The organism is Phycicoccus duodecadis, assembly GCF_002846495.1.
Lineage (GTDB): Bacteria > Actinomycetota > Actinomycetes > Actinomycetales > Dermatophilaceae > Phycicoccus > Phycicoccus duodecadis.
In genome coordinates this window covers 1979088-2003258 of the sequence record NZ_PJNE01000001.1, presented here as the reverse complement: position 1 = coordinate 2003258, position 24171 = coordinate 1979088, and the positions used below count along the sequence as shown (strand labels likewise).

The following is a 24171-nucleotide window of genomic DNA, read 5'->3' as shown; positions in this document are numbered from 1 at the left end:
GGTGAGGGACGGATGAGACTCTCGTTAGGCTGTGCGACGTGAGCGCAGACCGTGACGTGGAGGCGCTGGTCTCCGCCGTCGAGGCGCTCCGCGCCGAGGTCGACCGGGCCGTGCTGCCGCTCGACGTGCCCGGCCGCGCCGAGGCGGTCGCCGCCCGGAGGGGGCTGCTCGACCAGCTCGACGACTACGTGCTGCCGCGCCTGCGCTCCATCGAGGCGCCTCTGCTGGCGGTCGTCGGGGGCTCCACCGGGGCCGGCAAGTCGACCCTGGTGAACTCGGTCGTCGGGGAGGCCGTCAGCCGCCCCGGCGTGCTGCGCCCCACCACGACCTCGCCCGTGCTGGTGCACCACCCCGACGACGCTCGCTGGTTCGCCGACGACCGCATCCTGCCGGGCCTGGCCAGGGTCACCGGGCGCGACACCGGCGAGGACCAGCCCGGCACGGTGCGCCTGGCGGCCTCCTCCGCGCTGCCGGCCGGTCTCGCCCTGCTCGACGCCCCGGACATCGACTCCGTGGTGTCCGCCAACCGTGAGCTCGCCACCCAGCTGCTGGCCGCGGCCGACCTCTGGGTCTTCGTCACCACCGCCGCCCGCTACGCCGACGCCGTGCCGTGGGACCTGCTGCGAACCGCCGCCGACCGCGGCACCGCCGTGGCCATCGTGCTCGACCGGGTCCCGCCGGAGGCCGTCGACGAGATCCGCCCGCACCTGGCCCAGATGCTGCGCGACCAGCGGCTGCCGACCGCCCCGATCTTCAGCGTCCCCGAGGTGGCCCTCGAGGACGGCCGGCTGCCCGCGTGGACCTTCGGCCGCCTGCGCGACTGGCTCCAGGCCCTGGCCGGTGACGCCCGGGCCCGCGACATCGTCGTCAGCCAGACCCTGCGCGGCGCCGTCGACTCGCTCTCGGGCCGCGTGGGGACCCTGGTCACCGCCAGCCGGGCCCAGCGCGACGGTGAGGAGTCGTTGCGGGCCTCGGCCGTCGAGGCCTACGAGCTGGCCCAGAAGCACGTCGCCGACGGGATGACCGACGGCACCCTGCTGCGCGGCGAGGTGCTGGCCCGCTGGCAGGAGTTCGTCGGTACCGGCGAGTTCTTCCGGCAGGTCGAGTCCACCGTGGCGCGCTGGCGCGACCGCATCACCGCCGCCATCAAGGGGACCCCGGCTCCGGTCGACACCCTCGGTGAGGCGCTGCACACCGGGGTGGCCGCGCTCGTGCTCGACGGCCTGGAGTCGGCCGGCTCCGAGACCGTGCGCTCGTGGCGGCGGCTGCCCGGCGGGCCGGCGGTGCTGGCCGCCGACCCCACGCTCGGCGCCACGCCGCTCGAGGCCGGGGCCCAGGTCGAGCGCCTGGTGCGGGCCTGGCAGGGCGAGGTGTTCGACCTCGTGCGCACCGAGGGTCAGGGGCGGCGCACCAACGCGCGCGTCGCGGCCTACGGCGTCAACGCCATCGGGCTGTTCCTGATGCTCGTCGCCTTCGCCCAGACCGGCGGCCTGATCGGGGCCGAGGTCGGCATCGCCGGCGGCACCGCGGTGCTGGCGCAGCGCGTGCTCGAGGCCATTTTCGGCGACCAGGCCGTGCGCGACATGGCGGCCAAGGCGCGCGAGCGGCTGCTGGTCCTCACCGAGGAGCTGTACGCGCGGGACCGGGCCCGCTACGACACCGCCCTCTCGGCCCTCGTCTCCCCCGAGGACCAGGCCCGCCGCCTCGAGGCCGCGGCCGCCCGCCTCACCCAGGTCGCCCGATGAGCCCGCTGCGGATGGGCAGCGCCCGGGGCGCCGTCGTGTCACCCGAGCGCCTGGCGGCCGCGGCGACCTCGCTGGACGCCGCGGTCGAGGCCGGGGGCGAGCAGCTGCCCGCGCGGGAGCGCCGCGCCGCGCGCGCCGTCGTCGAGAAGGTCGAGCGGCGCACCGCCCTGGTCGGCGGCCACACCGTCGTCGCGCTCGCGGGGGCCACCGGCAGCGGCAAGTCCTCGCTCTTCAACGTCCTGGTCGGGGCCGACGTCGCCACCGTCGGGGTCCGCCGCCCCACGACCTCCACCCCCACGGCCGCGGTGTGGGGTCACGAGCCGGCCGGTGAGCTGCTCGACTGGCTGGGGGTCGGGTCGCGCCACCACGTCACCGAGGAGGCCGGGCCCCAGGTCGGCGGTCTCGACGGGCTGGTCCTGCTCGACCTGCCCGACGTCGACTCCCGGGAGGTCGCCCACCGCGTCGAGGCCCTGCGCGTCCTCGAGCTGGTCGACCTGTTCGTCTGGGTCGCGGACCCGCAGAAGTACGCCGACGCCCGCCTGCACGACGACCACGTCGCCACCCTGTCCTCGCACGAGGCCGTCACGATGGCGGTGCTCAACCAGGCCGACCGGCTCGCGCCCGGCGACGTCGACCGTCTCCGCACCGACGTGGTCCGTCTGATGGAGCGCGACGGGATGCCCGGCGCCGCCGTCCTGGTGACCTCGGCCCGGACCGGCGCCGGGGTCGACGAGCTGCGCCAGCGGCTCGCGAACATCGTGGCGACCCGCACGATGGCGCGCGCCCGGCTGGCGGCCGACGTGCGCTCGGCGGCCGGGGCGCTCTCGGGGCACGTGGGCACGGGGGAGGGCGGCGTGGACGCTGCCGCCCGCACCGAGCTGCTCGACGCGCTGGCCCGCAGCGCCGGCGTGCCCGCCGTGGTCGAGGCCGTGGCGCGCGACTACCGGATGGAGGCCGCCGCCGACACGGGGTGGCCGTTCACCCGCTGGGTCCACCGGCTGCGGGCCCGGCCGTTGCGCCGGCTGCGCCTCGACGGCCGCGACGTACGGGTGACGGAGTCCGACGTGCGCTCGGTGCTGGGGCGCTCGTCGCTGCCGCCGCCGAGCCCGGCGGCTCGCGCCGCCGTCGCGCTCGCCACCCGGCGGGTCGCCGACCGGGCCGCGTCCGACCTGCCGACGCCGTGGGCCGAGGCGCTGCACCGCGCCGCGACCCCGCCCGGCCCCGACCTCGGCGACGCGCTCGACCAGGCCGTGGTCGGTACCTCCCTCTACGCGCGCTCGCCCCTGTGGTGGCGCGCCGTGGGGCTGGTGCAGCTGGTGCTGGCCGCCGCCGCCGTCGTCGGGCTGGTGTGGCTCGCGGTCTACGTCGTGGCCGGATGGCTCCAGCTCGACCAGCTCGTGCCCGACGCCCCGACGGTGGGGGTGCTGCCGATCCCGTTCCTGCTGGTCGCGGGCGGCCTGCTGCTCGGGCCGTTGCTGGCGGCGCTGGCCGCGTGGCTGGCCCGCATCGGGGCCCGGCGCCGGGCCGTGGTGATGGACCGTCGGCTGCGTTCGTCGATCGAGACCGTCGCCGACGCCGAGATCGTCGCGCCCGTGCGGCGGGTGCTCGAGCGGCACGCCGCGACCCGCGAGGCGCTGCGGCACGCCGCCGACGTCTGAGCGCTGCGCCCGGATGCCGGCCGCCTCCGCTCAGGGGGCTGCCTCGTCCACAGGGCCGGGTCCGGTCCGTCGTCGTCCACAGATCGCCGGGGTCCCGTTGTGGCGGCCACCGCGCGGCGCGAGCGTGGTCCCACCGGGCCGATCGTCGGGCCGGGGAGGGAGGACACCATGTACGAGACCATCACGACCGTGCAGGGGCGGCTGGTCGCAGACCCCGTCGTCGTCGAGGGGCGGGGCGGGCCGTTCACGAAGTTCCGCGTCGCCCAGTCCGAGCGGCACCAGGTGCGCGGCGAGCCGGGCCGCTGGGCCGACTCCGACCCCAGCTACTACGACGTCAGCGTCTTCCGCGGCCTGGGCGAGAACGCCGCCCGGTCCCTGCGCAAGGGCCACCCGGTGGTGGTGCACGGCAAGCTCCGGGTGCGCCAGTACCCCCGCTCCGACGGGTCCACCGGGGTCGCCGTCGAGATGGACGCGCACAGCGTCGGCCACGACCTGCGCTGGGGCAGCACGGTCTACACCCGCAACAGCGACCTGGCGCCCGCGATGCCGTCGGAGGGTGCGACCGCCGGCCTGCCCGACCTGGGCGACACCGGTTTCGGCGACCCCGCCCGCGACCGGTACGTGGTCGAGCAGGGCCCGTCGGTGCCGCTCGGTGGCTCCGCGGGCGACGAGGCGGCCGCGCGGGTCGACACCGGCCCGCTGCTGCCCACCGGCTCCGAGCGGGCGGCCTGAGCGCGGGGCGGCCCCGCCCGGAGCGACGGATTCGGGCGGGGCTCCACGGCTCGATACGCTGGGGCCATGCCCGAGTTCATCTACGTCATGTCGCGTGCCCGCAAGGCTCACGGCGAGAAGGTCATCCTCGACGAGGTCACCCTCTCGTTCCTGCCCGGAGCCAAGATCGGCGTCGTGGGTCCCAACGGTGCCGGCAAGTCCTCGGTGCTGAAGATCATGGCCGGGCTCGACCAGCCGTCCAACGGTGAGGCGCGCCTCAGCCCCGGTTTCTCGGTCGGGATCCTCATGCAGGAGCCCGAGCTCAACGAGGAGAAGACCGTCCTCGGCAACGTCGAGGAGGGCGCCGGCGAGATCAAGGCCAAGCTGGACCGCTACAACGAGATCTCCGCCGAGATGGCCGAGCCCGACGCCGACTTCGACGCGCTGATGGCGGAGATGGGCGTGCTCCAGGAGGCCATCGACGCCGCCGACGCCTGGGACCTCGACTCCCAGCTCGAGCAGGCCATGGACGCCCTGCGCTGCCCGCCGCCGGACGCCGACGTCAGCGTGCTCTCCGGTGGTGAGCGTCGCCGCGTGGCGCTGTGCAAGCTGCTGCTCCAGAAGCCCGACCTGCTGCTGCTCGACGAGCCCACCAACCACCTCGACGCCGAGTCGGTGCTGTGGCTCGAGCAGCACCTCGCGGCCTACCACGGTGCCGTCGTCGCCGTGACGCACGACCGGTACTTCATGGACAACGTGGCGGAGTGGATCCTCGAGCTCGACCGGGGCCGCGCCTACCCGTACGAGGGCAACTACTCCACGTACCTCGAGAAGAAGCAGGCTCGCCTCCAGGTGCAGGGCAAGAAGGACGCCAAGCTGTCCAAGCGCCTCGCCGAGGAGCTCGAGTGGGTCCGCTCCAACGCCAAGGCCAAGCAGACCAAGTCCAAGGCGCGACTGGCCCGCTACGAGGAGATGGCCGCCGAGGCCGACCGCACCCGCAAGCTCGACTTCGAGGAGATCCAGATCCCGCCGGGCCCGCGCCTGGGCAGCAAGGTCATCGAGGTCAAGGACCTGCGCAAGGGCTTCGGCGACCGCGTGCTCATCGAGGGCCTGTCGTTCACCCTGCCGCGCAACGGCATCGTCGGCGTCATCGGCCCGAACGGTGTCGGCAAGACCACCCTGTTCAAGACCATCGTGGGCCTCGAGCAGGCCGACGCCGGCGTCGTCGACATCGGTGAGACGGTCAAGATCTCCTACGTCGACCAGAGCCGCGGGGGCCTCGACCCGAACAAGAACCTCTGGGAGACCGTCTCCGGCGGCCACGACTACATCAACGTCGGCCACGTCGAGATCCCGAGCCGCGCGTACGTCAGCCAGTTCGGCTTCAAGGGCCCCGACCAGCAGAAGAAGGCCGGCGTCCTCTCCGGCGGCGAGCGCAACCGCCTCAACCTGGCCCTCACCCTCAAGGAGGGGGGCAACCTGCTCCTCCTCGACGAGCCGACCAACGACCTCGACGTCGAGACCCTCGGCTCGCTCGAGAACGCCCTGCTCGAGTTCCCCGGCTGTGCCGTGGTCATCAGCCACGACCGGTGGTTCCTCGACCGCGTCGCGACGCACATCCTGGCCTACGAGGGCACCGCCGAGAACCCCGCCCGCTGGTACTGGTTCGAGGGCAACTTCGAGTCCTACGAGGCGAACAAGGTCGAGCGTCTCGGCGAGGACGCCGCCCGCCCGCACCGCGTCACGTACCGCAAGCTGACCCGCGACTGACCCTCACGCAGCGCCACTAGGGTGTCGGGCGTGGAGAACGTCGAGGAGCGTCCGGTCGAGCCCCACCGGGTCTCCGTCATCGTCCCGGTCTACCAGGGCTCGCGGACCCTCCCGGCCCTGGTCGCCGAGATCGCGGCGTCCACCACCGCGCGGGTCACGCCGGGCGGGCGCCGGTACCTGGTCGACGAGCTCGTGCTCGTCGACGACTGCGGCCCCGACGGCTCCGACGCCGTCATCCGCGCGCTGGCCGCCGAGCACGACTGGGTCCGCCCGGTCTGGCTGAGCCGCAACTTCGGCCAGCACGCCGCGACCCTCGCGGGCATCTCGGCCTCCGGCGGCGAGTGGGTCGTCACCCTCGACGAGGACGGCCAGCACGACCCCGAGGACATCGGCCTGCTCCTCGACACCGCGATGCGCGAGCAGGCCGACGTGGTCTACGCCGCGCCGTCCAACCCACCGCCGCACGGGCCCACCCGCAACCTGGCGTCCCGCAGTGCCAAGTGGCTCGTCTCCAAGCTCGCCCGGGGCGCCCGGGCGAACGACTTCAACAGCTACCGGCTGGTGCTCGGTGAGGTGGCGCGCTCGGTCGCGGCCTACGCCGGCCCCGGCATCTATCTCGACGTCGCCATCTCCTGGGTGGCCCGCCGGGTCGCCACCGTGCCGGTCGCGATGCGTGGCGAGGGCGACCGGCCCTCGGGCTACGACCTGCACCGGCTGGTGTCGCACTTCTGGCGCCTCGTGCTCTCGAGCGGGACGACCCCGCTGCGCTGGGTCAGCGTGTCCGGGGCGGCGGCCATCGTGCTGGCCCCGGTCATCGCGGTCGTCCTCCTGGTCGGGCGCGCCACGGGCCGCTGGGACGCCCCCGGGTGGACCTCGACCATGGTGCTGCTGATGGCCGCGACCGGTGCCATCCTCTTCGCGCTCGGGGTCATCGCCGAGTACGTCGGCATGGCCGTCAACATGGCGATGGGCAAGCCGCTGTACCTGCCCGTGCGCGACCGTCGCGACGGCCCGCTGGGCCGCGACGACGTCGCCCCCGGCGGCGGCGCGTGACCGACCGGCTCGACCCGGTCGCCTGGGTCGTCGGGTCCGGCGGCCTGGTCGGGCGGCACGTCGTGGCGGCGTTCGCCACCGACGGGTGGGAGGTGCGGACCTCGCGGGTGCCGTGGGGCGACGAGGACGGCGCGGTCGCCGCCCTGGCCGCCGACCTCGACGCCTTCACGGCCGCGCGCCGAGGCCGCCCGTGGGTGCTCGCCTGGTGTGCCGGCGCCGGCGTCGTCGCCACGCCCGAGGCCGACCTGCTCGCCGAGCTGGCGGTCTTCGAGCGCTTCCTGGCCCGCCTCGAGGAGACGGTGGAGCCGGGGGAGGACGGGGTCGTCTTCCTCGCCTCCTCGGCCGGTGGCCTCTACGCCGGATCGGCCGCGCCGCCGTTCTCCGAGGACACCGAGGTCGCCCCCCTGGTCGCCTACGGCCGGACCAAGCTGGCCATGGAGCGCGCCCTCACCGGTGTGGCCGGGCGCACGGGGCTGCGCGCGGTGCTCGGCCGGCTCGCCAACGTGTACGGCCCGGGGCAGACGCTCGGCAAGCCGCAGGGCCTGCTCTCCCAGCTCTGCCTGTCGTCGGCGACGACCCGGCCGCTGCCCGTCTTCGTCTCGCTCGACACCATCCGCGACTACGTCTTCGTGGCCGACGTCGCGGCCATGGTCCTGCGCTGCGTCGCCCTGGCCCGGGACACCCCGCCGGGGACGACGGCCGTCAAGGTCCTCGCCTCGGGGCGCCCCGTCACCGTCGGCCAGCTGGTCGGGGAGGCACGGCGGGTCTTCCACCGGCCGCTGCGCACCGTGACCGTCCCCGGCGGCCGGGGCCAGGTGCTCGACCTGCGGCTGCGCTCGGTGCGCTGGCCCGAGGTCGACGCGCTGGCCGTCACGACCCTCCCCACGGGGCTGGCGGCCACCGCGGCCGACGTGCACGCGCGGGTCGTCTCGGGTGGCCCGCTCGACCCCGGCCGCTGACCGGCGGTCAGCCGACGCGGGTGGCCGCGAGGAACACCGACGAGCCGAACGGCAGGTCGCGCCGTTGCAGCACCGTGCGGTCGAGGCGGCACATCCGCGCCAGGGCCGCGTTGACCAGCGGGGGGACCCGCGGCACCTCGACGATGTCGACCGGCCCCGCGGCGCGCCGGCGGGCCACCTTGCGGGCCAGGCGTTCGGCGGCGAAGAGCGGGAAGACGGTCGCGAAGCCGTAGGTGGCGCGCTCGACCCGGAAGCCGGCCCGCTCGACCGCCGTCGTCGCGCGCTCGCGGGTGTAGCGGCGGTGGTGGCCGTTCGCCACGTCGAAGTCGCTCCAGGCCCACGTGTACGACGGCACCGACATCACGAAGGTCCCGCCGGGCCGCAGCACCCGGTACACCTCGGCCAGCGCCGTGGCCTCGGGCTCGCAGTGCTCGATGACGTCGAAGGCCGCCACCGCGTCGAAGGTGGCGTCGGGGAAGGGCAGGGCCAGCGCCGAGCCGCACACGCCGGCGGCGCCCAGCCCGCGCGGGTCGATGTCGAGCGACACGGTGCGCCCCGAGGCCTCGCGGAACCAGTCGGCGCTCGGGCCGTCGGCGCTGCCGAGGTCGAGGCTGAGCCCGGCCCCTCGCACGTACCGGCGCAGCGAGGACTCGAGCAGGTCGGAGCGGGCGACGTACCACCAGTAGTCGGAGACGCCGATCGACGCCGACCCCCCGTGTCCTCCGGCCGCACTCACGGGCACAACCCTATCGGCGCAGCGCCACCCGCCCGCGCACGGCCAGGAGGGCCGCCTTGGCCGCCCGCGTGCCCCGCACCTCACCCACCTCGTGCAACACCGCCGCCGCGACCAGGACGGCCACCAGCGCGGCCACCATCGCCAGGTCGCGGCCCAGGGCGCCCGTCAGCGTGCGCACCACCAGGTAGCCGATGGCCGTGTGACAGACGTACAGCGAGTAGCTGCGCAGCCCGAGCCAGCGCACCGGCGCGGCCGTGAGCACGGGCGTGCGGGGCCGGGCCACCACCGCCAGGAAGAGGGCGCAGACGACCACCGTGGCGACGGCCTGGGTGCTGCCTCGCACCAGCAACGTCACCACGACCGCGGCCACCGCCGCGCCCAGCGGCCAGCGGAACGACACCTCCCCGCGTCGGGCCAGGAAGGCCAGGCATCCGGTGGCGAACAGGGGCGCGTAGGCCGCGAGGCTGACGTTCAGCAGGACCTTCCACGGGGTCGCCACGACCTGCGGGTCGAGGCCATGGCTGTGCGGCGCCGCGAGGACCGCGACCACCAGCGCCACGCCGACCCAGGCGCCGGTCGCGACCAGCACGGTGCGCGTCCCGAGCCGGCGCGCGAGCAGGAGCAGCAGCCACACCCCCACGTAGAACTGCATCTCGACCGCCAGCGTCCAGTAGACCGGGTCGACGTTCTCGACCAGCGCCCAACGCTGCACCATCGTCAGGTTGGCGGCGACGGTGGCCGGCGACGGCACGGGGAAGAGCCCGCTCGTGAGCACCACCACGAGCGTGACGGCCAGGCCCAGCCAGTACGTGGGGTACAGGCGCGAGAGCCGCGAGATGACGAAGTCGGAGGGGCGGTGCGCGCGCCGGGCGGTGAGCAGGATGACGAAGCCGCTGATGAGGAAGAAGAGCTCGACGCCGTACTCGCCCCACGGTGCCCGGAAGGCCGGCGGTGGCGCCCCGACGACGACGGTGTCGTAGGCGACGGTCAGGTGGTAGACCACCACCCCGAGGGCCGCCAGCCCCCGGAGGCCGTCGAGCTCACCGAACCGCTCATCCGCCACGACCGGGCCGATCCGCGACCGCCGGGCCGGGCGGGGCCGGCGCGGCGAGCGGTGCCTCGTCGGTCGCCGCGAGAGCGCGACGGCGCGCCATCACCCCGAGCAGGCCGGCGCCGAGGGCGGTCATCGCGGTCGCGGCACCGAAGACCTCGCCCAGGCTCAGGGCGCAGACCAGGACGGCCACGTTCGCGGCCTCCGCTCCCGCCCAGCCGGTGCCGGCCGACCGGGTCCGCAGCAGGCTCACGCCCAGCCCCACGGTGAGCAGCACGTAGAAGCCCGCCAGGACCCAGCCGCCCTCCTGGAGGGCGGCCCAGTAGGAGTTGTGGAACAGGAACGTCTTGTCCTGGAGGTAGACGTACGCGTCGCCCAGCCCCGAGCCCCACGGAGGGGTGGCGTCGAGCTTGATCCGATCGACCGCGACCTCGAGTACACCGGCTCGCTGCTCACCCTCCTGGACCCCCTCGGACTGCTGGGCGGGGTGACCGTGGTGGCCCTCTCGCTGACCCACGGCGCGTTCTTCCTGGCGCTCAAGACCACCGGCACGATCCGCGAGGACGCCCGCCGGCTGGGCACGACCCTGGGCGCGGTCACCGCCGTGCTGGCCGTGGTGACCCTCGGCTGGCTCGGCCTGCTCACCGGGTCGGCGTGGTCGTGGGCCACGACGGTGGTCGCCGCGGTGGCGCTGCTGGCGGCGGTCGCGGCCAACGCCCGCGGCCGCGAGGGCTGGGCCTTCACGGGGACGGCGGTCACGGCCGCCGCGACGGTGGCCACGTACTTCCTGGCCCTGTTCCCGGACGTGATGCCGACGACCCTCGACGGCGGCCGGTCGCTCACCATCGCCAACGCCTCGAGCAGCCCGATGACCCTGCAGATCATGACCTGGGCCGCCGCCGTCTTCACGCCGATCGTGCTCCTCTACACCGGCTACACCTACTACGCCTTCCGCCGGCGCATCGGGACCCAGCACATCCCCGAGCCGGTCGCGGTCGGCTGAGGTCCGCGCCGTGCGGCCCTTCGACCCGCGCCTCCTGGCCGTCGCGCCCGCCGCCCGCCGCCCCGTCGTGGCGGTGGCGGTGGTCGGCGTCCTCCAGGGCGTCGCCACGGTGGCCACCGCCTTCGCCCTCGCGGCCGTGGTGGTCGCGGTGGTCGACGGCACGCCCGTGGGCGCTCCGGCCGGGTGGCTCGTGGCGCTGCTGGGGGCCCGGTCGGCGCTGGGCTGGGCGGCCGAGCGGTCGGCGGCGCGCGCCGGGGTCGAGGTCACGGCCGCGCTGCGTCGAGCCCTGCTGGAGCACTGGCTGCGGGTGCCGGCCGAGCGGCGGCCGGACCCCGACCGCGGGGCCACCCTCGCCGGGCAGGGGGTCGCCACCGTCGAGCCGTACGCCGCGCGCTTCCTGCCGGCGCTGGTGGCGGGTGCGGTCGTGCCGGTCCTGGCGCTCGCTGCGCTGGTGTGGGTCGACCCGGTGAGCGCGCTCGTGGTCGCACTGACCCTGCCGCTGCTCCCGGCCTTCGCCGCGCTGATCGGCGCGGCCACCCGCGACGAGACGCAGCGGCGGTGGCGGGCGCTCTCCTCGCTCGCGGGCCACTTCACGGACGTGGTGCGCGGGCTGCCGACCCTGGTGGGATACGGACGGGCCGAGCGCCAGGTCGAGGTCGTCGCCGAGGTCAGCGGCGCGCACCGCCGGGCCACGATGCGCACGCTGCGCCTGGCCTTCCTGTCATCGGCGGCCCTGGAGCTGCTGGCATCGATCTCGGTGGCGATCGTGGCCGTCACGGTCGGGCTCCGGCTCACCCACGGCACGCTCGACCTCGGCACCGGCCTGCTCGCCATCCTGCTGGCGCCCGAGGCCTACTGGCCGATCCGCCGGGTCGGGGCCGAGTTCCACGCCGCGGCCGACGGCGCCGAGGCGGTGGCCGACGCGCTCGACGAGCTCACCACCCCCTCGGTCGGGGCCACGACACCGGCCGCGACCCCCACGACGGCCGACGCGATCGGGGTCCGGCTGCGCGGCGTCGAGTACTCGTACCCCGGAGCATCCGTACGGGTGCTCCGCGGGCTGGACCTGGACGCCGGGCCGGGGCTGACCGTCCTGACCGGGCCCTCGGGCGCCGGCAAGTCGACCGTCCTGGAGCTCGTCGCGGGCCTGCGCACCCCGGGTGCCGGCACCGTCAGGGCCGGCCGGGCGCACCTGGTCACCCAGCGCCCGTTCCTGCCCGCCGGCACCGTGCGCGACGCCCTGCGGCTCGGCAACGACGCCCCCGACGCCGACCTCTGGGCCGCGCTGCGCCGGGTGGGTCTCGACGGGTTCGTGGCCGGCCTGCCGGCCGTGCTCGACACCCCGCTCGGCGACGAGGGCGTCGGGTTCTCGGCCGGCCAGCGGGCCCGGGTGGCCCTGGCCCGCGCCTCCCTGTCGACCGCGCCGGTGCTGCTGGTCGACGAGCCGACCGCGCATCTCGACGGCCCCGGCGCGGCGGCGGTCCACGACCTGCTGGTCGAGCTGGCCGAGCGGCGAGCCGTGCTCGTGGTCACCCACCGGCCCGAGCTGGTGGCACTGGCCGACCGCCACGTCTCCCTCGACCACCGGGCAGCGCAGGCGCCGGCATGAGCACCCTCGCCCCCGCCCCCCACCCCGCAACGGTGGTGCGCCCCACCCGGGCCACCGTCCTCGGCGGCCTCCTCGGCGGGGCCGCCACCACCTCGGGCATCGCGCTGACCGCGACCTCCGGCTGGCTCGTGGTGCGCGCGAGCGAGCGCCCGGTCATCCTCACCCTGCTGGCGGCCATCGTCGCGGTCCGCGCCTTCGGGATGGCGCGGCCGTACTTCCGCTACCTCGAGCGGCTGATCTCGCACGACGCCGCGCTGGCCGAGCTCGCCGACCGCCGGGTGGCGGTGTTCGCGGCCCTGGTACCCCTGACCCCGGCCCGGCTCGGCCGTCGCTCGCGGTCGGCGGTCCTCAACGGTGTCGTCGACGACCTCACCGACGTGGTCGAGGCCCAGGTCCGGGTCACCGTCCCGCTGGTCTCCGGGGCGCTCGCGGGCCTGGCGGCCGCGGCCCTGACCGCCTGGTTCGCCCCCGCCGTCGGGATGGTCGTGGCCGCCCTGCTGGTGGTCGTGGCCCTCGGCTGTGCGGTCGCGTGGCGGGCCGAGTCGGGCTCGCGCGACGAGCTGCTGGCCGCCCGCGCCGAGGTGGCCCGGGTGGGCGACCTCGTCGCGCGCCAGGCCGGCGAGCTGCGGGCCATCGGCGCCGAGCGGGACGCCCTGCGCTCGCTCGACGCCGCGCACGCCACCTGGCGGGCAGCGGTGGCGCGGCAGAGCCGGGGCCGGGCGCTGGTGGCGGCGCTGCTGCCGCTGGGGACCGCCGCCGCCACCGTGGCGGCGGCGCAGCTGGTCGACCCGGCCGCGGTGGGCGCGCCCGTCGCGGCGCTGCTGGTGCTCGTCCCGGTGGCCGTGGGCGAGGCCCTGGCGCCATTGGTCGACACCATGCGCGCGCTGGCCCGGGCCCAGGGCAGCAGCGCCCGCCTCACGGCGCTGCTCGACCAGCAGCCGGCCGTCCGGGACCCGGCCACGCCGGCGACGACCTCGGCCCGGCGTCCGGAGCACCTGGATGGATGCGCCGAGCCGCGGGCCGCGGGCCGCGTGCCGGTCGTCCGGCTCGAGGCCGCCACCGCGTCCTGGACCCGCGAGCGTCCCGCCCTGTCCCCCACCGACCTCGAGCTCCGCCCGGGCCGGCACGTCGCCGTCGTCGGGCCCAACGGCTCGGGCAAGAGCACCCTGCTGGCCGTCCTCGCCCGCTCGCTCGACGTGACCGCCGGCCGGCACACCCGCGACGGGGTCGACGTGCGCGGCCTCCCCCTGGCCTCCGTCCGCGCCGACGTCGCCGTGGTCGACGACGAGCCGCACGTCTTCGCCGGGTCCCTGGCCGCGAACCTCCGGCTGGCCCGCCCCGACGCCGACGACGGCGCGCTCCGCCACGCCCTCGCGCTGGCCGGCCTCGCGCCCTGGCTGACCGAGCTCCCCGACGGGCTCGACACGCGGCTCGGCACCGGCGGCCGCGGCGTCTCGGGCGGCGAGCGCACCCGGCTCGGCATCGCGCGCGCCGTGCTGGCCGAGCGCGCCGTCGTCCTCCTCGACGAACCCACCGCGCACCTCGACGACGCCACGGCCACCGCCGTGCTCGATGATGTCCTGGACGCCACCCGCGACCGTGCGGTCGTCCTCGTGAGCCACCGGCCCGAGGCGCTGGGCCGCTTCGACCACGTCCTCGACCTCGGGAGCCACCCGTCGTCCCGACCCGACCAGGAGTAGCCATGCCGCACTCGGCCAACGCCCCCCGCCTCGGCGACCTCGAGCGGGTCGTCATGGACCGCCTCTGGGAGAGCACCGTGGCCGGCGGCGACGGGTTCGCCGGCGTCACCGTCCGCGAGGTCCACGAGACCCTCGAGAAGGACCGCGAGATCGCCTACACGACGGTGATGACGGTGCTCGACCGCCTGGCCAAGAAGGACCTGGTCACCCGCGAGCGCGACGGGCGCGCGTGGCGCTACCTGCCCGCCGACACCCGTGAGGCCCTCACCGCGCGCACCATGCGCCGCACCCTCGACGACATGGACGTCACCGACCGCCGCTCGGCGCTGCTGCACTTCCTCGACGGCGCCAGCACCGACGAGCTCGCCGACCTCAAGGCCGCCCTGGCCGAGGTCGAGGCCCGCGGTGACGGGCCCGCCACCCGCGGCGCGCGCTCCCGGCGCTGACGGGCCGATCCTGGGCCCCGGCGCCCGGGGCTGCCACCATGGGGCCGTGGTCCCGCTCGCCCTCGCCGGGGTGGCCGTCGCGCTGGTCTGGCTGGCGCCCGGCCTCCTCGCCCGCCAGCGCCGTCTCCGGCCGGCACCGCGGGCCGCCCTGGTGGCCTGGCAGGCGGTCTCCCTCGGCGGCGTCCTGGCGGCGCTCTCGGTGGCCCCGGCGGTGCTGCCGCTGCTCCTCGGGGGCGACGACCTGCGCTCGCACCCCTGGCTGGTGGCCCTCGCCCTGCTCGTCACCGTGGTGGTGCTGGGTCGCCTCCTGCTGTCGGGGCACCGGGTGGGGACCCGCATCCGCCAGGCCCGCACCGAGCACCGCGAGCTCGTCGACATCCTCGGGGAGCACGACCGGGACGGGCTGGTCGTGCTGCAGCACCCCACGCCGACGGCCTACTGCATCCCGGGGCGCGGCTCGCGGGTGGTGCTGACCCGCGGCGTGCTCGACGCCCTTCCCGACGACCAGCTGGCCGCGGTGGTGGCCCACGAGCGCGCCCACCTGCGGGCCCGGCACGACCTGCTGCTCGAGTTCTTCACGGTGCTGCACGAGTCGGTACCCCCGGGGCTCCGCTCGCGCACCGCGATGGCCGAGGTCCGGCTGCTGGTCGAGGCCCTCGCCGACCGTGCGGCCGTGCGCCGCAGCGGGGCGGTGGCGACGGCGCGGGCCCTGGTGGCGGTGGCCGAGGGACGGGCCCCGGAGGTGGCGATGGCGGCGAGCACCTCGGCGCCGGTGCGCCTGCACCTGCTCGCCCTGGGCTCGCAGCCCCTCACGGCGAGCCTGGCCTACGCCCTGGCCGTCGTGGCGGTGGCGCTGCCGCTCGCGCTCCTCGGGCTCGCCTGGGCCTGACGAGGATCGCGCTCAGGCCCAGCTGGGCGGGGGCGGTGGCGGCGTGGGGTTCGCCGGCGGCTCCTCCCCCGGCGCCGGCGGCACCGGCGGGCGGGGGTCGGCCGGCGGCGTGGCCATCGGCGGCGGGGCGGGCTCGTCGCGCATCGGCATGACGCCACCCGGCGGGGGCGGCGGCGGGGGTGGGCCGCCCGGTGCGCCTCCGTACGGCGGGGGCGGCGGGGTGCCCCCCGGCGGCGGGGGCGGCGTGCCGTACGGCGTGGGCGGCGGGGTCAGGGTGAGCGGCCCGAGACGGCCGCCCTGCTCGAGCTCGCGCAGGGTCGCCATGACCCGCTCGCGGTCGGCCTCGGCGACGGGGCGCCCCGTGGCGTCCAGCCAGGCCACGACCCCGAGGTCGCGCAGCGCCCGGTCGGCGCCGATGCCGGGGACGCTGATCCCCGCGTTGGACATCGCGACGTCGGCCTTGGCCGCGAGGTCGCTCGCCGCCGCCTTCGCCCGTTCGAAGAAGCTCATCGGGGACCTCCCTGGGCCGACCCTTGTCCGTGCCCGGAACCATAGCGCCGGGGGCGCCGTCCCTTCTAGCGTTGGCCCCCTGGGGTGGGACCCCACCCCCCTCCGCACGGAAGGCGTCGCACCCATGACCATCCACGGCTCGCTGTTCACCGACTTCAAGGAGAAGTACAGCCAGGACCCGTTCTCGCTGCAGAACAAGAAGCTGCTGCGCATCGACATGCGCTACGGCCCGGTGCAGGCCAAGACCGGCTCGATGGTGGCCTACCAGGGCGACGTCCGGTTCGCGAACAAGGGCTCGGGCGGCCTGGGCAAGATGTTCAAGGCCGCCGTCACGGGCGAGGGCGTGAAGATGATGGAGTGCTCCGGCTCCGGCGAGCTGTTCGTCGCCGACGAGGCCGCCGAGGTGCAGGTCATGTACCTCGAGAACGACATGGTGTCGGTCAACGGCAACAACGTGCTGGCCTTCTCGAGCTCGATCCAGTGGGACATCCACCGCATCCAGGCCCGGGGCGCCGCGATGACCGGTGGCCTCTACAACGTCTCGCTGCGTGGCACCGGCTACGTCGCCGTCACCACCAAGGGCGACCCCATCGCCCTCGACGTCGCCTCGTCGCCGACCTTCGCCGACGCCCAGGCCGTGGTGCTGTGGACCTCCGGGGTCTCGATGGACGTGCGCGTCGACACCGGCGGCCTCGGCTCGATGATCCGCGGTGGCACCGGCGAGCTGCTGCAGATGGCCTTCGGCGGCCAGGGCTACGTGCTGGTGCAGCCGTGCGAGAACGTCGTCGACGGGGGCCACCAGGGCGGCGGCAACCAGCAGGGCCCCGGCGGGATGCTGGGCCAGCTCCTCTCCTGACCCGCCCGCCGGCGTCCGCCCACCGGACCGGCGAGGGCGGACGTCGGGCGCCGCGCCCCGGGCTGCCACAATCGAGCCCATGACGGCTCAGGTGACCGGAACCGACATCCTCGACGTCGCGCGCGAGCAGGTGCTCGAGCGCGGGGTCGCGCTCACCCACGAGCAGATCGTGGCGGTGCTCGAGACCGGCGACGACCGCCTCCAGGACCTGTTGGCGCTGGCCCACGAGGTGCGCCTGAAGTACCAGGGCCCGAGCGTCGAGGTCGAGGGCATCGTGTCGCTCAAGACCGGCGGCTGCCCCGAGGACTGCCACTTCTGTTCGCAGAGCGGGCAGTTCACCTCACCGGTGCGCTCCGTCTGGCTCAACATCCCCGAGCTCGTGCGCGCCGCGAAGCAGACCGCCGCCACCGGGGCCAGCGAGTTCTGCATCGTCGCCGCCGTGCGCGGGCCCGACGAGAAGCTGATGCAGCAGATGCGCGAGGGCGTCGCCGCCATCCGCGCCGCCGTCGACATCCAGGTCGCCGCGTCGCTGGGGATGCTGACCCAGGAGCAGGTCGACGAGCTCGTCGACATGGGCGTGCACCGCTACAACCACAACCTCGAGGCCGGCCGCTCGTACTTCCCGAACGTCGTCACCACGCACTCGTTCGACGAGCGCCTCGAGACCTGCCGCATGGTCAAGGACTCCGGGATGGAGCTGTGCTGCGGCGGCCTCGTCGGGATGGGCGAGACGGTCGAGCAGCGCGCCGAGCTGGCCGCGCAGCTGGGCGAGCTCGAGCCGCACGAGGTGCCGCTGAACTTCCTCAACCCCCGGCCGGGGACGCCGTTCGGCGACCTCGAGCCGATGCCCGCCAACGACGCGCTGCGCACCATCGCGGCCTTCCGGCTGGCGCTGCCCCGCACCATCCTGCGCTACGCCGGCGGTCGCGAGCTGACCCTCGGCGACCTCGGGACGCGGGACGGGCTGCTCGGCGGCATCAACGCCGTCATCGTGGGCAACTACCTGACGACGCTGGGGCGCGACCCTCGTGAGGACCTGGCGCTGCTCGACGAGCTCGAGATGCCGATCAAGGCCCTCAACGAGACGTTCTGAGCGCGCTGGTGTTCGCCGACGCGGGGGCGCACGAGCCGGTGGCGCGGGCCGGCGACCCCGGGGTGTGGTGCGGCCAGTGCGGGCTGGCCCGGGACGACGGCGACCACGCGGGGTGCGCGCGGCGGGCCGAGCTCGAGCCGCCGCGCTTCTGCGTGCACTGCCGCCGCCGGATGGTCGTGCAGGTGACGCCGGGGACGTGGACGGCCACCTGCAGCCGGCACGGCAGCGTCGAGCGCTCCACCTGGCGCTGAGCCCCCTCCCCCCAGCACCCTCCCCCTTGCCTCCGCGCGAACGTGTGTGAAAACCCCCGGCATCCAGAGGCTTTTCACACACGTTCGGGGTGAGCGCGCGTCGGGAATGCCGGCGAATGGTTGACTGTTCAACCACGAGGTCAGTGTCGACCGCCCCCGGCCCCCGACCTTCCCCCAGGAGTCCCTGTGAACGTCCTCGTCCTCGTCGGCAGCCTGCGCGCCGGCTCCACGAACCGCCAGCTCGCCGACGCCGCCGTCGCACACCTCCCCCAGGGCGTGGAGTCGACCGTGTTCGAGCGGCTCGCCGACCTCCCGCACTACTCCGAGGAGCTCGACCACGACGACGCGCTGCCCCAGGTCGCCCGCGACCTGCGCGAGGCGGTCGCCGACGCCGACGCCCTGCTGCTGGTCACCCCCGAGTACAACGGCTCGATGCCGAGCGCCCTCAAGAACGCCGTCGACTGGGTCTCGCGCCCGCGCGGCGCGGCCGCCATCGCCGGCAAGCCCGCCGCCGTCCTCGGTGCCAGCGGTTCGCCGCGCGCCGCCCAGTGGGCCCGCGAGGAGGGCGTGAAGGTCCTCACCGTGGCGGGCGCCGCGGTGCTCGAGGACACCGTGGGCGTCGGGGCCTCGTTCCAGGCCTTCGAGGAGGGCCGGCTCTCGGACGCCGACCTCGACGCCGCCCTGCGCACCCTCGTGCGGCGGCTCGCCGGCACGGTCGAGGACGCCCGCTCGGCCGCCTGACGCACGCCTCCCTCCACGAGTCGAGGGGCCAGGACACGCGGATGCCAGCCGCGGACCGTCGGAGTGTCCTGGCCACTCGACAGTCATCCGGCGGACGCGCGGGCCCCGGGATCCCCGTGGTGCAGCGGCTCCCGCCCGGCGCGGCATGATGGCCCGCGATGGACGACCTCGACCCCGACGCGCTGCTCGCCTACGACCGCGAGCACGTCTGGCATCCGTACTCCTCGGCGCTCGCCCCGACCGACGCGTACCTCGTCGAGTCCGCCGAGGGGGTCCGGCTGCGGCTGCGCGCCCCTGACGGCGGGGCCCACGAGGTGGTCGACGCCATGAGCTCGTGGTGGTGCGCGGTCCACGGCTACCGGGTGCCCGAGCTCGACGCCGCCGCCCGCGACCAGCTGGGCCGGATGAGCCACGTGATGTTCGGGGGGCTCACCCACGAGCCGGCCGTGGGGCTGGTTCGGCGCCTCCTCGCCCTCGCGCCCGCCGGCCTCGAGCACGTCTTCCTCGCCGACTCCGGGTCGGTCTCGGTCGAGGTCGCGATGAAGGCCGCGCTCCAGTTCCACCTCGCCGACGGGCGGCCGCGGACCCGCTTCTTCACCGTGCGCGGCGGCTACCACGGTGACACCTTCTCGCCGATGTCGGTCACCGACCCCGTGGGCGGGATGCACGCCCTCTTCCGCGGGGTGCTGCCCGAGCACGTGTTCGCGCCGCGCCCCCCGGCCGGCATCGACCGCGCCGACGACGACCCTGAGCTCGTCGCCTGGGAACGCACCACGCGGGACCTCTTCGCGCAGAACGCGTCCGAGGTCGCAGCGGTCATCGTCGAGCCCGTGCTCCAGGGCGCCGGCGGGATGCACGTGTACGCGCCCCGGGTGCTCGACGTGCTGCACGAGCTGGCGCGCGAGCACGGCGCCCTCGTCATCCACGACGAGATCGCCACCGGCTTCCACCGCACCGGGCCGCGCTGGGCGGGCGACCGGGCCGCGCGCACCCCCGACATCCTGTGCGTCGGCAAGGCGCTGACCGGCGGCTACCTCACCCTGGCCGCGATGCTGTGCACCCGCGAGGTGGCCGAGGGCGTGAGCCGCGGGGAGGCCGGCGGCCTGATGCACGGGCCGACCTTCATGGGGAACCCGCTGGCCTGTGCCGTCGCGAACGCCAACCTCGACCTGCTCGCCGCGCGCGACACCGAGGCCGAGGTGGCGCGGGTGGAGCGCGGGCTGGCCTCAGGGCTGGCGCCGGCGGCGTCCCTCGCCTCCGTGGCGGAGGTCCGCACGCTGGGGGCCGTCGGTGTCGTGCAGCTGCGCGAGCCGGTGCGCGTGGCCGAGGTGACGGCGGCGGCCGTCCGGCGCGGGGTGTGGCTGCGCCCGTTCCGCGACCTCGTCTACACGATGCCGCCCTTCGTCACCTCCGACGCCGACCTGGCGCTGCTGACGGCCGGGCTGGTCGGCGCGGTGGCCGACGTGCACGGCTGAGACCCGGGGTCAGTCGGCCTTCGCCTCGCCCCAGCCGTGCCAGTTCGTGATCTCGACCCAGCAGCTGATGCGGGCCCGGTCGCGCGTCGGGTAGTCGCGGCCGCCGTAGTGGTTCGAGAGGCGGTCGATGTCGGCGAGGGCGCGCTCGGGGTCGTCGTCCCACCGCACCACCCGCCCACGCACGCTGACGTGGGTGTACCACTCCCCCTCCTTCAGCGCGGTGAGCGCGACCTCGGGGTGCTCGCGCATCCACGAGACCCGGGCCCGCTCGGCGTCCATGTTGAGCAGCACGGTGCCGTCGTCCTCGACGAGGTACCAGGTGGCGACCGACATCGGCGCGCCGCTGGGCAGCAGCACCGCGACGACGGCGGGGTGGGGCCGGGCGAACAGCTCGGCGACAGCGGCGGGCAGTGGGGCCTTGGGCACGGGGACTCCTTCGGAGGACGGGTCCCCCAGGATGCCCCCTCGCGACGACACGGACCCGGGGCCGGTTCAGCGGGAGGCCTGGCGCTGCACCACCGCCAGCGCCTCGTCGGTGCCGATGCCGAGCACCCGCGCCCGTTCGAGGTACGCGGCCGCCGCCTCCTCCAGCGCGAGCGCCGGGGTCGCTGCGGCGGGGGGATGGGGCGCCACCCGGGTCCCGCCCCCGCGCCGCGACCGCACGTAGCCGGCCCCTTCGAGCTCGCGGTAGGTCCGGGCCACGGTCCCGGGGGCGAGCCCGAGGTCGGCGGCCAGCTGGCGCACCGGGGGGAGCCGGTCGCCGGGAGCCAGCACGCCGCTGCCGACGAGGTCGGCCAGCTGGCGGCGCAGCTGCTCGTAGGGCGGGGTGGGGTCGAGGACGTCGACCGTGACGGCCTGCAGCGTCATCGGACCGGCGCCCCCACCGAGGTCGCCTCCCCCGGGAGGGGGCGGGGCAGGTCGTCGACGCGGATGGCGGGCGTGACCAGCAGGGCGCCGAGCGCGGTGGCACCGGCGACGAGCGCCGCCGGCCCGACCAGGAGGGCCACCCAGCGGACCACCGCCTGGGTCACCGACATGGGGCACTCGCCGGGCTGCAGCCCCGCGGCGATGAGCACCGCTACCGGCCCGAGGGTGCCCAGCACGGTGAAGAGGGCTGCGGTCACGATGGTGCCGGCCGACCAGCGGCGCAGCATCGAGTCCAGGCCGAGACTCTCGGGCCGCGGGCGGGGCCGCCGGGTGACCGCCACCAGGGCGGCCAGCGCGAGCAGGGCGGCCACGCCGAGGGCGGCCGCCAGCGGGACCGCGTAGAAGGAGCCCGGCCACGGCCCCCGCGAGGACGACGCCGACACCAGCGCCCCGTCGACCATCACCCGGCACCCCTGGGTGAACGAGCGCCCCGCCCGCTGCAGGTCGTCGGGGCCACCCCAGGCGGCGCCGAGCGCCAGCGCACCGGCCAGCAGGACGCCGGCCACCCCGGCCAGGGCGGTGCGCACCGGAGGCAGGATGCCGCGCACCGTGCGGGTCTCGACCACCGCGGTGCGGCGCACGCCGACCCGGGGCCGAGCGGTGAGCTCCCCGACGATGGTGCCGAGGAGGACGCCGATGCCCAGGAGCGCGGGGGCCAGGGCGACCAGTCGGCCAAGGGCGTCCACCGACTGCCCCACGGTGAGCGCCAGGGCGGCCGCGACGAGCCCGGCGAGCAGGCCGCCGACTCGCCACGCCCGGGCGTGGCGGGCGATGCGCACCACCTCGGCGTGCTCGTTCACGCCGACGGTGACGAGGTGACGCCGGGTCAGCGCGACCACGAAGGCCAGCAGCGCGACCGGCAGTGACAGGACGGCGAGCCCCATGACCCCTCCAGTTGTGTCGAACGGTTGGTACAAGAGGAGCATGGCGCGCCAACCCCTTTGTGTCAACCGTCTGTCACAAACCGCCGCTGCCCCGGGACGGGGCGCCCCCCACCGCCCACCTCCGCGACGGGCTCGTTGCCGGCTCCGCGGGTGGCATCCGGGCGGCCGTGGCAGGATCGTCGACGTGACCGGCCCGCTCGACTGGATCAGGGATGCCGCTGCGGCCCGGGAGGACGCGGGGCTCGTCCGGCGGCTCTCGGTGACCAAGAGCGCCGACGTCGTCGACCTCGCCGGCAACGACTACCTCGGCCTGCGCCACCACCCCGCGGTCGTCGCGGGGGCGGTCGCCGCGGCCGAGACCTACGGCACCGGCGCGGGCGCATCCCGCCTGGTCACGGGCACCCTCGACATCCACGACGAGCTCGAGGCCGCGCTCGTCGCGCTCACCGGCGCCCCGAGCGCCCTGGTGCTCTCGAGCGGGTACACCGCCAACCTCGCGGCCCTGACCACGCTGGCCGACGCCGGCACCCTCGTCGTCAGCGACGAGCACGCCCACGCCTCGCTCATCGACGGCTGTCGCCTCTCGCGCGCCGCCGTCAGCGTGGCCCGGCACAACGACCTCGAGCACGTCGCCGAGCTGCTCTCGCGCCGCGACACCCCGCGGGCCGTCGTCGTGGCCGAGTCGATCTACTCCGTCCTGGGCGACGCCGCCCCGGTCGAGGACCTCGTCGCGCTCACCGAGGAGGCCGGCGCGCTGCTCGTCCTCGACGAGGCGCACGCGCTCGGCGTGGTCGGCCCGGGGGGCGCCGGGCTCGTCGCCCGGGCCGGGCTCTACGACGCCGAGCACGTGGTCGTCACGTGCACCCTGTCGAAGTCGCTCGCGGCCCAGGGAGGGCTCGTGCTCGCCCATCCCGACGTGCGCGAGCACCTGGTCAACACCGCGCGGCCGTTCATCTACGACACCGGGCTGGCGCCCGCCTCGGCCGGCGCGGCGCTCGCCGCCATCGGGGTGCTGCGCGACCACCCCGAGCTGGCCGCCCGGCTGCACGCCAACGCCACCCGGCTGGCCGAGACCCTCGGTGTCGACGCGCCCGAGGGGGCCGTCATGTCGGTCGAGATGGCCGGCCCGCACGAGACCGTCGAGGCGGTCGAGCAGGCCCGCGCCCAGGGCGTGCGCATCGGGGCGTTCCGGCCGCCGTCGACCCCCGACGGCTCCTCGCGCCTGCGCCTGACCGCGCACGCCGACCACACCGCGCACGACCTCGACCGCGCCTGCGCCGTGCTCGCCGGCCTCCTCCCGGCCCGGGTCTGAGCGCTGCCCCGGTGTCCGACCCGCGCGCTCTCCCCTCCGTCGTCCTCGTCACGGGCACCGGCACCGACGTCGGCAAGACCGTCGTCACCGCGGCCCTCGCGGCCCTGGTTCGTGCCCGGGGCAGCCGGGTGGTGGTGGTCAAGCCGGCCCAGACCGGGGTGCTGCCCGGCGAGTCCGGCGACCTCGACGCCGTACGCGCCTTGGTGGGCGACGACCTCGAGACCCACGAGCTGGTCCGGTTGCGCGACCCGCTGTCGCCGGAGGCCGCAGCCCGCCGCGAGGGGGTTGCCCTCCCCCCGGTCGCCGTGCACGCCAAGCGCGTCGGCGAGATCGCGGCGGCCACCGACGTCACCCTCGTCGAGGGGGCCGGGGGCCTGCTGGTGCGGATGGACGGCCGCCGCGGCACGCTCGCCGACCTCGGGACGGCGCTGCGCTACAAGGGGGTGTCGTGCGGGGCGGTGCTCGTGGCCTCCGCAGGCCTCGGGGTGCTGAGCACCGCGGCCCTGACCGCCGAGGCGCTGACGGCCCGCGGCATCCCGCTGCTCGGCGTGGTCATCGGGTCGTGGCCGTCCGAGCCGGGGCTGGCCGAGACCGAGAACCTGTACGACCTGCCGCGGGTCACCGGGGCACCGCTCTGGGGCCGGGTGCCCGCCGGGGCCGGGGCGTTGCCGGTCGCGGCGTTCTGCGAGGCCGCCCCCGGCTGGTTCAGCATCGACTGACCCTCGGCCCCAACCCCGCCCGGCAAACCCCGACTCCGTGCGAGTTGCACACGGTTCTCGCACCGTCCCGGCG

General features: G+C 75.8%; 25 protein-coding genes. 18 read left to right on the top strand and 7 right to left on the bottom strand.

Annotated elements, in window-relative coordinates; genetic code table 11:
* Nucleotides 1-38: 38 nt before the first annotated feature.
* The 6 genes from ATL31_RS09375 to ATL31_RS09350 all read left to right on the top strand — a co-directional run bounded on the left by ATL31_RS09375 (nucleotide 39) and on the right by ATL31_RS09350 (nucleotide 7896).
* Complete coding sequence (locus tag ATL31_RS09375; RefSeq protein WP_101395534.1) at nucleotides 39-1745, top strand: GTPase family protein; 1707 nt, start codon at nucleotides 39-41, stop codon at nucleotides 1743-1745.
* Nucleotides 1742-3403, top strand: a complete 1662-nt coding sequence (locus tag ATL31_RS09370) for a GTPase (RefSeq protein WP_101395533.1) — start codon at nucleotides 1742-1744, stop codon at nucleotides 3401-3403. The genes ATL31_RS09375 and ATL31_RS09370 overlap by 4 nt, the downstream gene beginning before the upstream one ends.
* A 168-nt stretch (nucleotides 3404-3571) precedes the next feature.
* On the top strand, nucleotides 3572-4135 hold the full coding sequence (locus ATL31_RS09365; RefSeq protein WP_101395532.1) for a single-stranded DNA-binding protein: 564 nt from the start codon (nucleotides 3572-3574) through the stop codon (nucleotides 4133-4135).
* 66 nt (nucleotides 4136-4201) lie between these two features.
* Nucleotides 4202-5884 (top strand): energy-dependent translational throttle protein EttA, encoded by a 1683-nt coding sequence (gene ettA, locus ATL31_RS09360; protein WP_101395531.1) that lies wholly within the window; start codon nucleotides 4202-4204, stop codon nucleotides 5882-5884.
* A gap of 30 nt (nucleotides 5885-5914) precedes the next feature.
* Complete coding sequence (locus tag ATL31_RS09355; RefSeq protein WP_101395530.1) at nucleotides 5915-6937, top strand: glycosyltransferase; 1023 nt, start codon at nucleotides 5915-5917, stop codon at nucleotides 6935-6937.
* Nucleotides 6934-7896: an NAD-dependent epimerase/dehydratase family protein gene (locus tag ATL31_RS09350; protein WP_101395529.1), complete on the top strand. Its 963-nt coding sequence runs from the start codon at nucleotides 6934-6936 to the stop codon at nucleotides 7894-7896. The genes ATL31_RS09355 and ATL31_RS09350 overlap by 4 nt, the downstream gene beginning before the upstream one ends.
* A 7-nt stretch (nucleotides 7897-7903) precedes the next feature.
* Here ATL31_RS09350 and ATL31_RS09345 read toward each other — a convergent pair whose 3' ends face one another.
* Genes ATL31_RS09345 through ATL31_RS16870 form a run of 3 tightly spaced genes read right to left on the bottom strand, consistent with a single transcriptional unit; the run spans nucleotide 7904 to nucleotide 10200 of the window.
* Entirely contained in the window at nucleotides 7904-8632 is a 729-nt protein-coding gene (locus ATL31_RS09345; protein ID WP_101395528.1) for a class I SAM-dependent methyltransferase, read from the bottom strand.
* Between the two features lie 10 nt (nucleotides 8633-8642).
* Nucleotides 8643-9695, bottom strand: a complete 1053-nt coding sequence (locus tag ATL31_RS09340; RefSeq protein WP_158239823.1) for an acyltransferase family protein — start codon at nucleotides 9693-9695, stop codon at nucleotides 8643-8645.
* Nucleotides 9685-10200: a hypothetical protein gene (locus ATL31_RS16870; protein WP_245862801.1), complete on the bottom strand. Its 516-nt coding sequence runs from the start codon at nucleotides 10198-10200 to the stop codon at nucleotides 9685-9687. Before ATL31_RS16870 ends, ATL31_RS09340 begins: the two co-directional genes overlap by 11 nt.
* Here ATL31_RS16870 and ATL31_RS16865 point away from each other — a divergent pair.
* Genes ATL31_RS16865 through ATL31_RS09315 form a run of 5 tightly spaced genes read left to right on the top strand, consistent with a single transcriptional unit; the run spans nucleotide 10102 to nucleotide 15330 of the window.
* The gene (locus ATL31_RS16865) at nucleotides 10102-10686 is read left to right on the top strand and encodes a cytochrome d ubiquinol oxidase subunit II (RefSeq protein ID WP_245862697.1); all 585 of its coding nucleotides are present in this window, start codon (nucleotides 10102-10104) and stop codon (nucleotides 10684-10686) included. The two genes, ATL31_RS16870 and ATL31_RS16865, sit on opposite strands and share 99 nt — an antisense overlap.
* A 10-nt stretch (nucleotides 10687-10696) precedes the next feature.
* On the top strand, nucleotides 10697-12295 hold the full coding sequence (cydD, locus tag ATL31_RS09330; RefSeq protein ID WP_101395525.1) for a thiol reductant ABC exporter subunit CydD: 1599 nt from the start codon (nucleotides 10697-10699) through the stop codon (nucleotides 12293-12295).
* The gene (gene cydC / locus ATL31_RS09325) at nucleotides 12292-13995 is read left to right on the top strand and encodes a thiol reductant ABC exporter subunit CydC (RefSeq protein ID WP_101395524.1); all 1704 of its coding nucleotides are present in this window, start codon (nucleotides 12292-12294) and stop codon (nucleotides 13993-13995) included. Before cydD ends, cydC begins: the two co-directional genes overlap by 4 nt.
* Before the next feature lie 2 nt (nucleotides 13996-13997).
* Nucleotides 13998-14441, top strand: a complete 444-nt coding sequence (locus tag ATL31_RS09320) for a BlaI/MecI/CopY family transcriptional regulator (protein WP_101395523.1) — start codon at nucleotides 13998-14000, stop codon at nucleotides 14439-14441.
* A 46-nt stretch (nucleotides 14442-14487) separates the two neighbouring features.
* Nucleotides 14488-15330, top strand: a complete 843-nt coding sequence (locus ATL31_RS09315) for a M56 family metallopeptidase (protein ID WP_101395522.1) — start codon at nucleotides 14488-14490, stop codon at nucleotides 15328-15330.
* Nucleotides 15331-15342: 12 nt separating this feature from the next.
* Here ATL31_RS09315 and ATL31_RS09310 read toward each other — a convergent pair whose 3' ends face one another.
* Complete coding sequence (locus tag ATL31_RS09310) at nucleotides 15343-15840, bottom strand: hypothetical protein (RefSeq protein WP_101395521.1); 498 nt, start codon at nucleotides 15838-15840, stop codon at nucleotides 15343-15345.
* 124 nt (nucleotides 15841-15964) lie between these two features.
* Here ATL31_RS09310 and ATL31_RS09305 point away from each other — a divergent pair, with 124 nt between their 5' ends.
* The 5 genes from ATL31_RS09305 (at nucleotide 15965) to ATL31_RS09285 (ending at nucleotide 20256) form a co-directional block, all read left to right on the top strand.
* Nucleotides 15965-16696, top strand: a complete 732-nt coding sequence (locus ATL31_RS09305) for an AIM24 family protein (protein ID WP_101395520.1) — start codon at nucleotides 15965-15967, stop codon at nucleotides 16694-16696.
* Between the two features lie 79 nt (nucleotides 16697-16775).
* The gene (bioB, locus tag ATL31_RS09300; RefSeq protein ID WP_101395519.1) at nucleotides 16776-17789 is read left to right on the top strand and encodes a biotin synthase BioB; all 1014 of its coding nucleotides are present in this window, start codon (nucleotides 16776-16778) and stop codon (nucleotides 17787-17789) included.
* An 8-nt stretch (nucleotides 17790-17797) separates the two neighbouring features.
* Nucleotides 17798-18040, top strand: coding sequence for a biotin synthase auxiliary protein BsaP (gene bsaP / locus ATL31_RS09295; protein ID WP_245862192.1), 243 nt, complete (start codon nucleotides 17798-17800; stop codon nucleotides 18038-18040).
* A gap of 186 nt (nucleotides 18041-18226) precedes the next feature.
* A complete protein-coding gene (locus ATL31_RS09290) occupies nucleotides 18227-18781 on the top strand; it encodes an NADPH-dependent FMN reductase (protein WP_101395518.1) in 555 nt (184 codons plus the stop codon).
* 158 nt (nucleotides 18782-18939) lie between these two features.
* Nucleotides 18940-20256 (top strand): adenosylmethionine--8-amino-7-oxononanoate transaminase, encoded by a 1317-nt coding sequence (locus ATL31_RS09285; protein WP_101395517.1) that lies wholly within the window; start codon nucleotides 18940-18942, stop codon nucleotides 20254-20256.
* Nucleotides 20257-20265: 9 nt separating this feature from the next.
* Here the strand turns inward: ATL31_RS09285 and ATL31_RS09280 are convergent, their stop codons facing one another.
* The 3 genes from ATL31_RS09280 to ATL31_RS09270 all read right to left on the bottom strand — a co-directional run bounded on the left by ATL31_RS09280 (nucleotide 20266) and on the right by ATL31_RS09270 (nucleotide 22067).
* Nucleotides 20266-20682 carry a pyridoxamine 5'-phosphate oxidase family protein gene (locus ATL31_RS09280; protein ID WP_101395516.1) on the bottom strand — a complete coding sequence of 139 codons (417 nt, stop codon included), beginning with the start codon at nucleotides 20680-20682 and terminating at the stop codon, nucleotides 20266-20268.
* A gap of 66 nt (nucleotides 20683-20748) precedes the next feature.
* Nucleotides 20749-21123, bottom strand: coding sequence for a GntR family transcriptional regulator (locus ATL31_RS09275; protein ID WP_101395515.1), 375 nt, complete (start codon nucleotides 21121-21123; stop codon nucleotides 20749-20751).
* Complete coding sequence (locus tag ATL31_RS09270) at nucleotides 21120-22067, bottom strand: hypothetical protein (protein WP_101395514.1); 948 nt, start codon at nucleotides 22065-22067, stop codon at nucleotides 21120-21122. Before ATL31_RS09270 ends, ATL31_RS09275 begins: the two co-directional genes overlap by 4 nt.
* A gap of 184 nt (nucleotides 22068-22251) precedes the next feature.
* On the opposite strand from ATL31_RS09270, the gene ATL31_RS09265 reads away from it, so the two are divergent.
* Together ATL31_RS09265 and bioD are read left to right on the top strand one after the other, a co-directional pair.
* Nucleotides 22252-23379 carry an 8-amino-7-oxononanoate synthase gene (locus ATL31_RS09265; RefSeq protein ID WP_101395513.1) on the top strand — a complete coding sequence of 376 codons (1128 nt, stop codon included), beginning with the start codon at nucleotides 22252-22254 and terminating at the stop codon, nucleotides 23377-23379.
* Nucleotides 23380-23390: 11 nt separating this feature from the next.
* A complete protein-coding gene (gene bioD, locus ATL31_RS09260; RefSeq protein WP_101395512.1) occupies nucleotides 23391-24098 on the top strand; it encodes a dethiobiotin synthase in 708 nt (235 codons plus the stop codon).
* The last annotated feature ends 73 nt before the right edge of the window (nucleotides 24099-24171 follow it).

Coding starts and splice junctions, on each gene's coding strand:
- ATL31_RS09370 (WP_101395533.1), top strand. CDS start 1,742: ATGAGCCCGCTGCGGATGGGCAGCGCCCGGGGCGCCGTCGTGTCACCC.
- ATL31_RS09365 (WP_101395532.1), top strand. CDS start 3,572: ATGTACGAGACCATCACGACCGTGCAGGGGCGGCTGGTCGCAGACCCC.
- ettA (WP_101395531.1), top strand. CDS start 4,202: ATGCCCGAGTTCATCTACGTCATGTCGCGTGCCCGCAAGGCTCACGGC.
- cydC (WP_101395524.1), top strand. CDS start 12,292: ATGAGCACCCTCGCCCCCGCCCCCCACCCCGCAACGGTGGTGCGCCCC.
- ATL31_RS09320 (WP_101395523.1), top strand. CDS start 13,998: ATGCCGCACTCGGCCAACGCCCCCCGCCTCGGCGACCTCGAGCGGGTC.
- ATL31_RS09310 (WP_101395521.1), bottom strand. CDS start 15,840: ATGAGCTTCTTCGAACGGGCGAAGGCGGCGGCGAGCGACCTCGCGGCC.
- ATL31_RS09305 (WP_101395520.1), top strand. CDS start 15,965: ATGACCATCCACGGCTCGCTGTTCACCGACTTCAAGGAGAAGTACAGC.
- bioB (WP_101395519.1), top strand. CDS start 16,776: ATGACGGCTCAGGTGACCGGAACCGACATCCTCGACGTCGCGCGCGAG.
- ATL31_RS09285 (WP_101395517.1), top strand. CDS start 18,940: ATGGACGACCTCGACCCCGACGCGCTGCTCGCCTACGACCGCGAGCAC.
- ATL31_RS09275 (WP_101395515.1), bottom strand. CDS start 21,123: ATGACGCTGCAGGCCGTCACGGTCGACGTCCTCGACCCCACCCCGCCC.
- ATL31_RS09270 (WP_101395514.1), bottom strand. CDS start 22,067: ATGGGGCTCGCCGTCCTGTCACTGCCGGTCGCGCTGCTGGCCTTCGTG.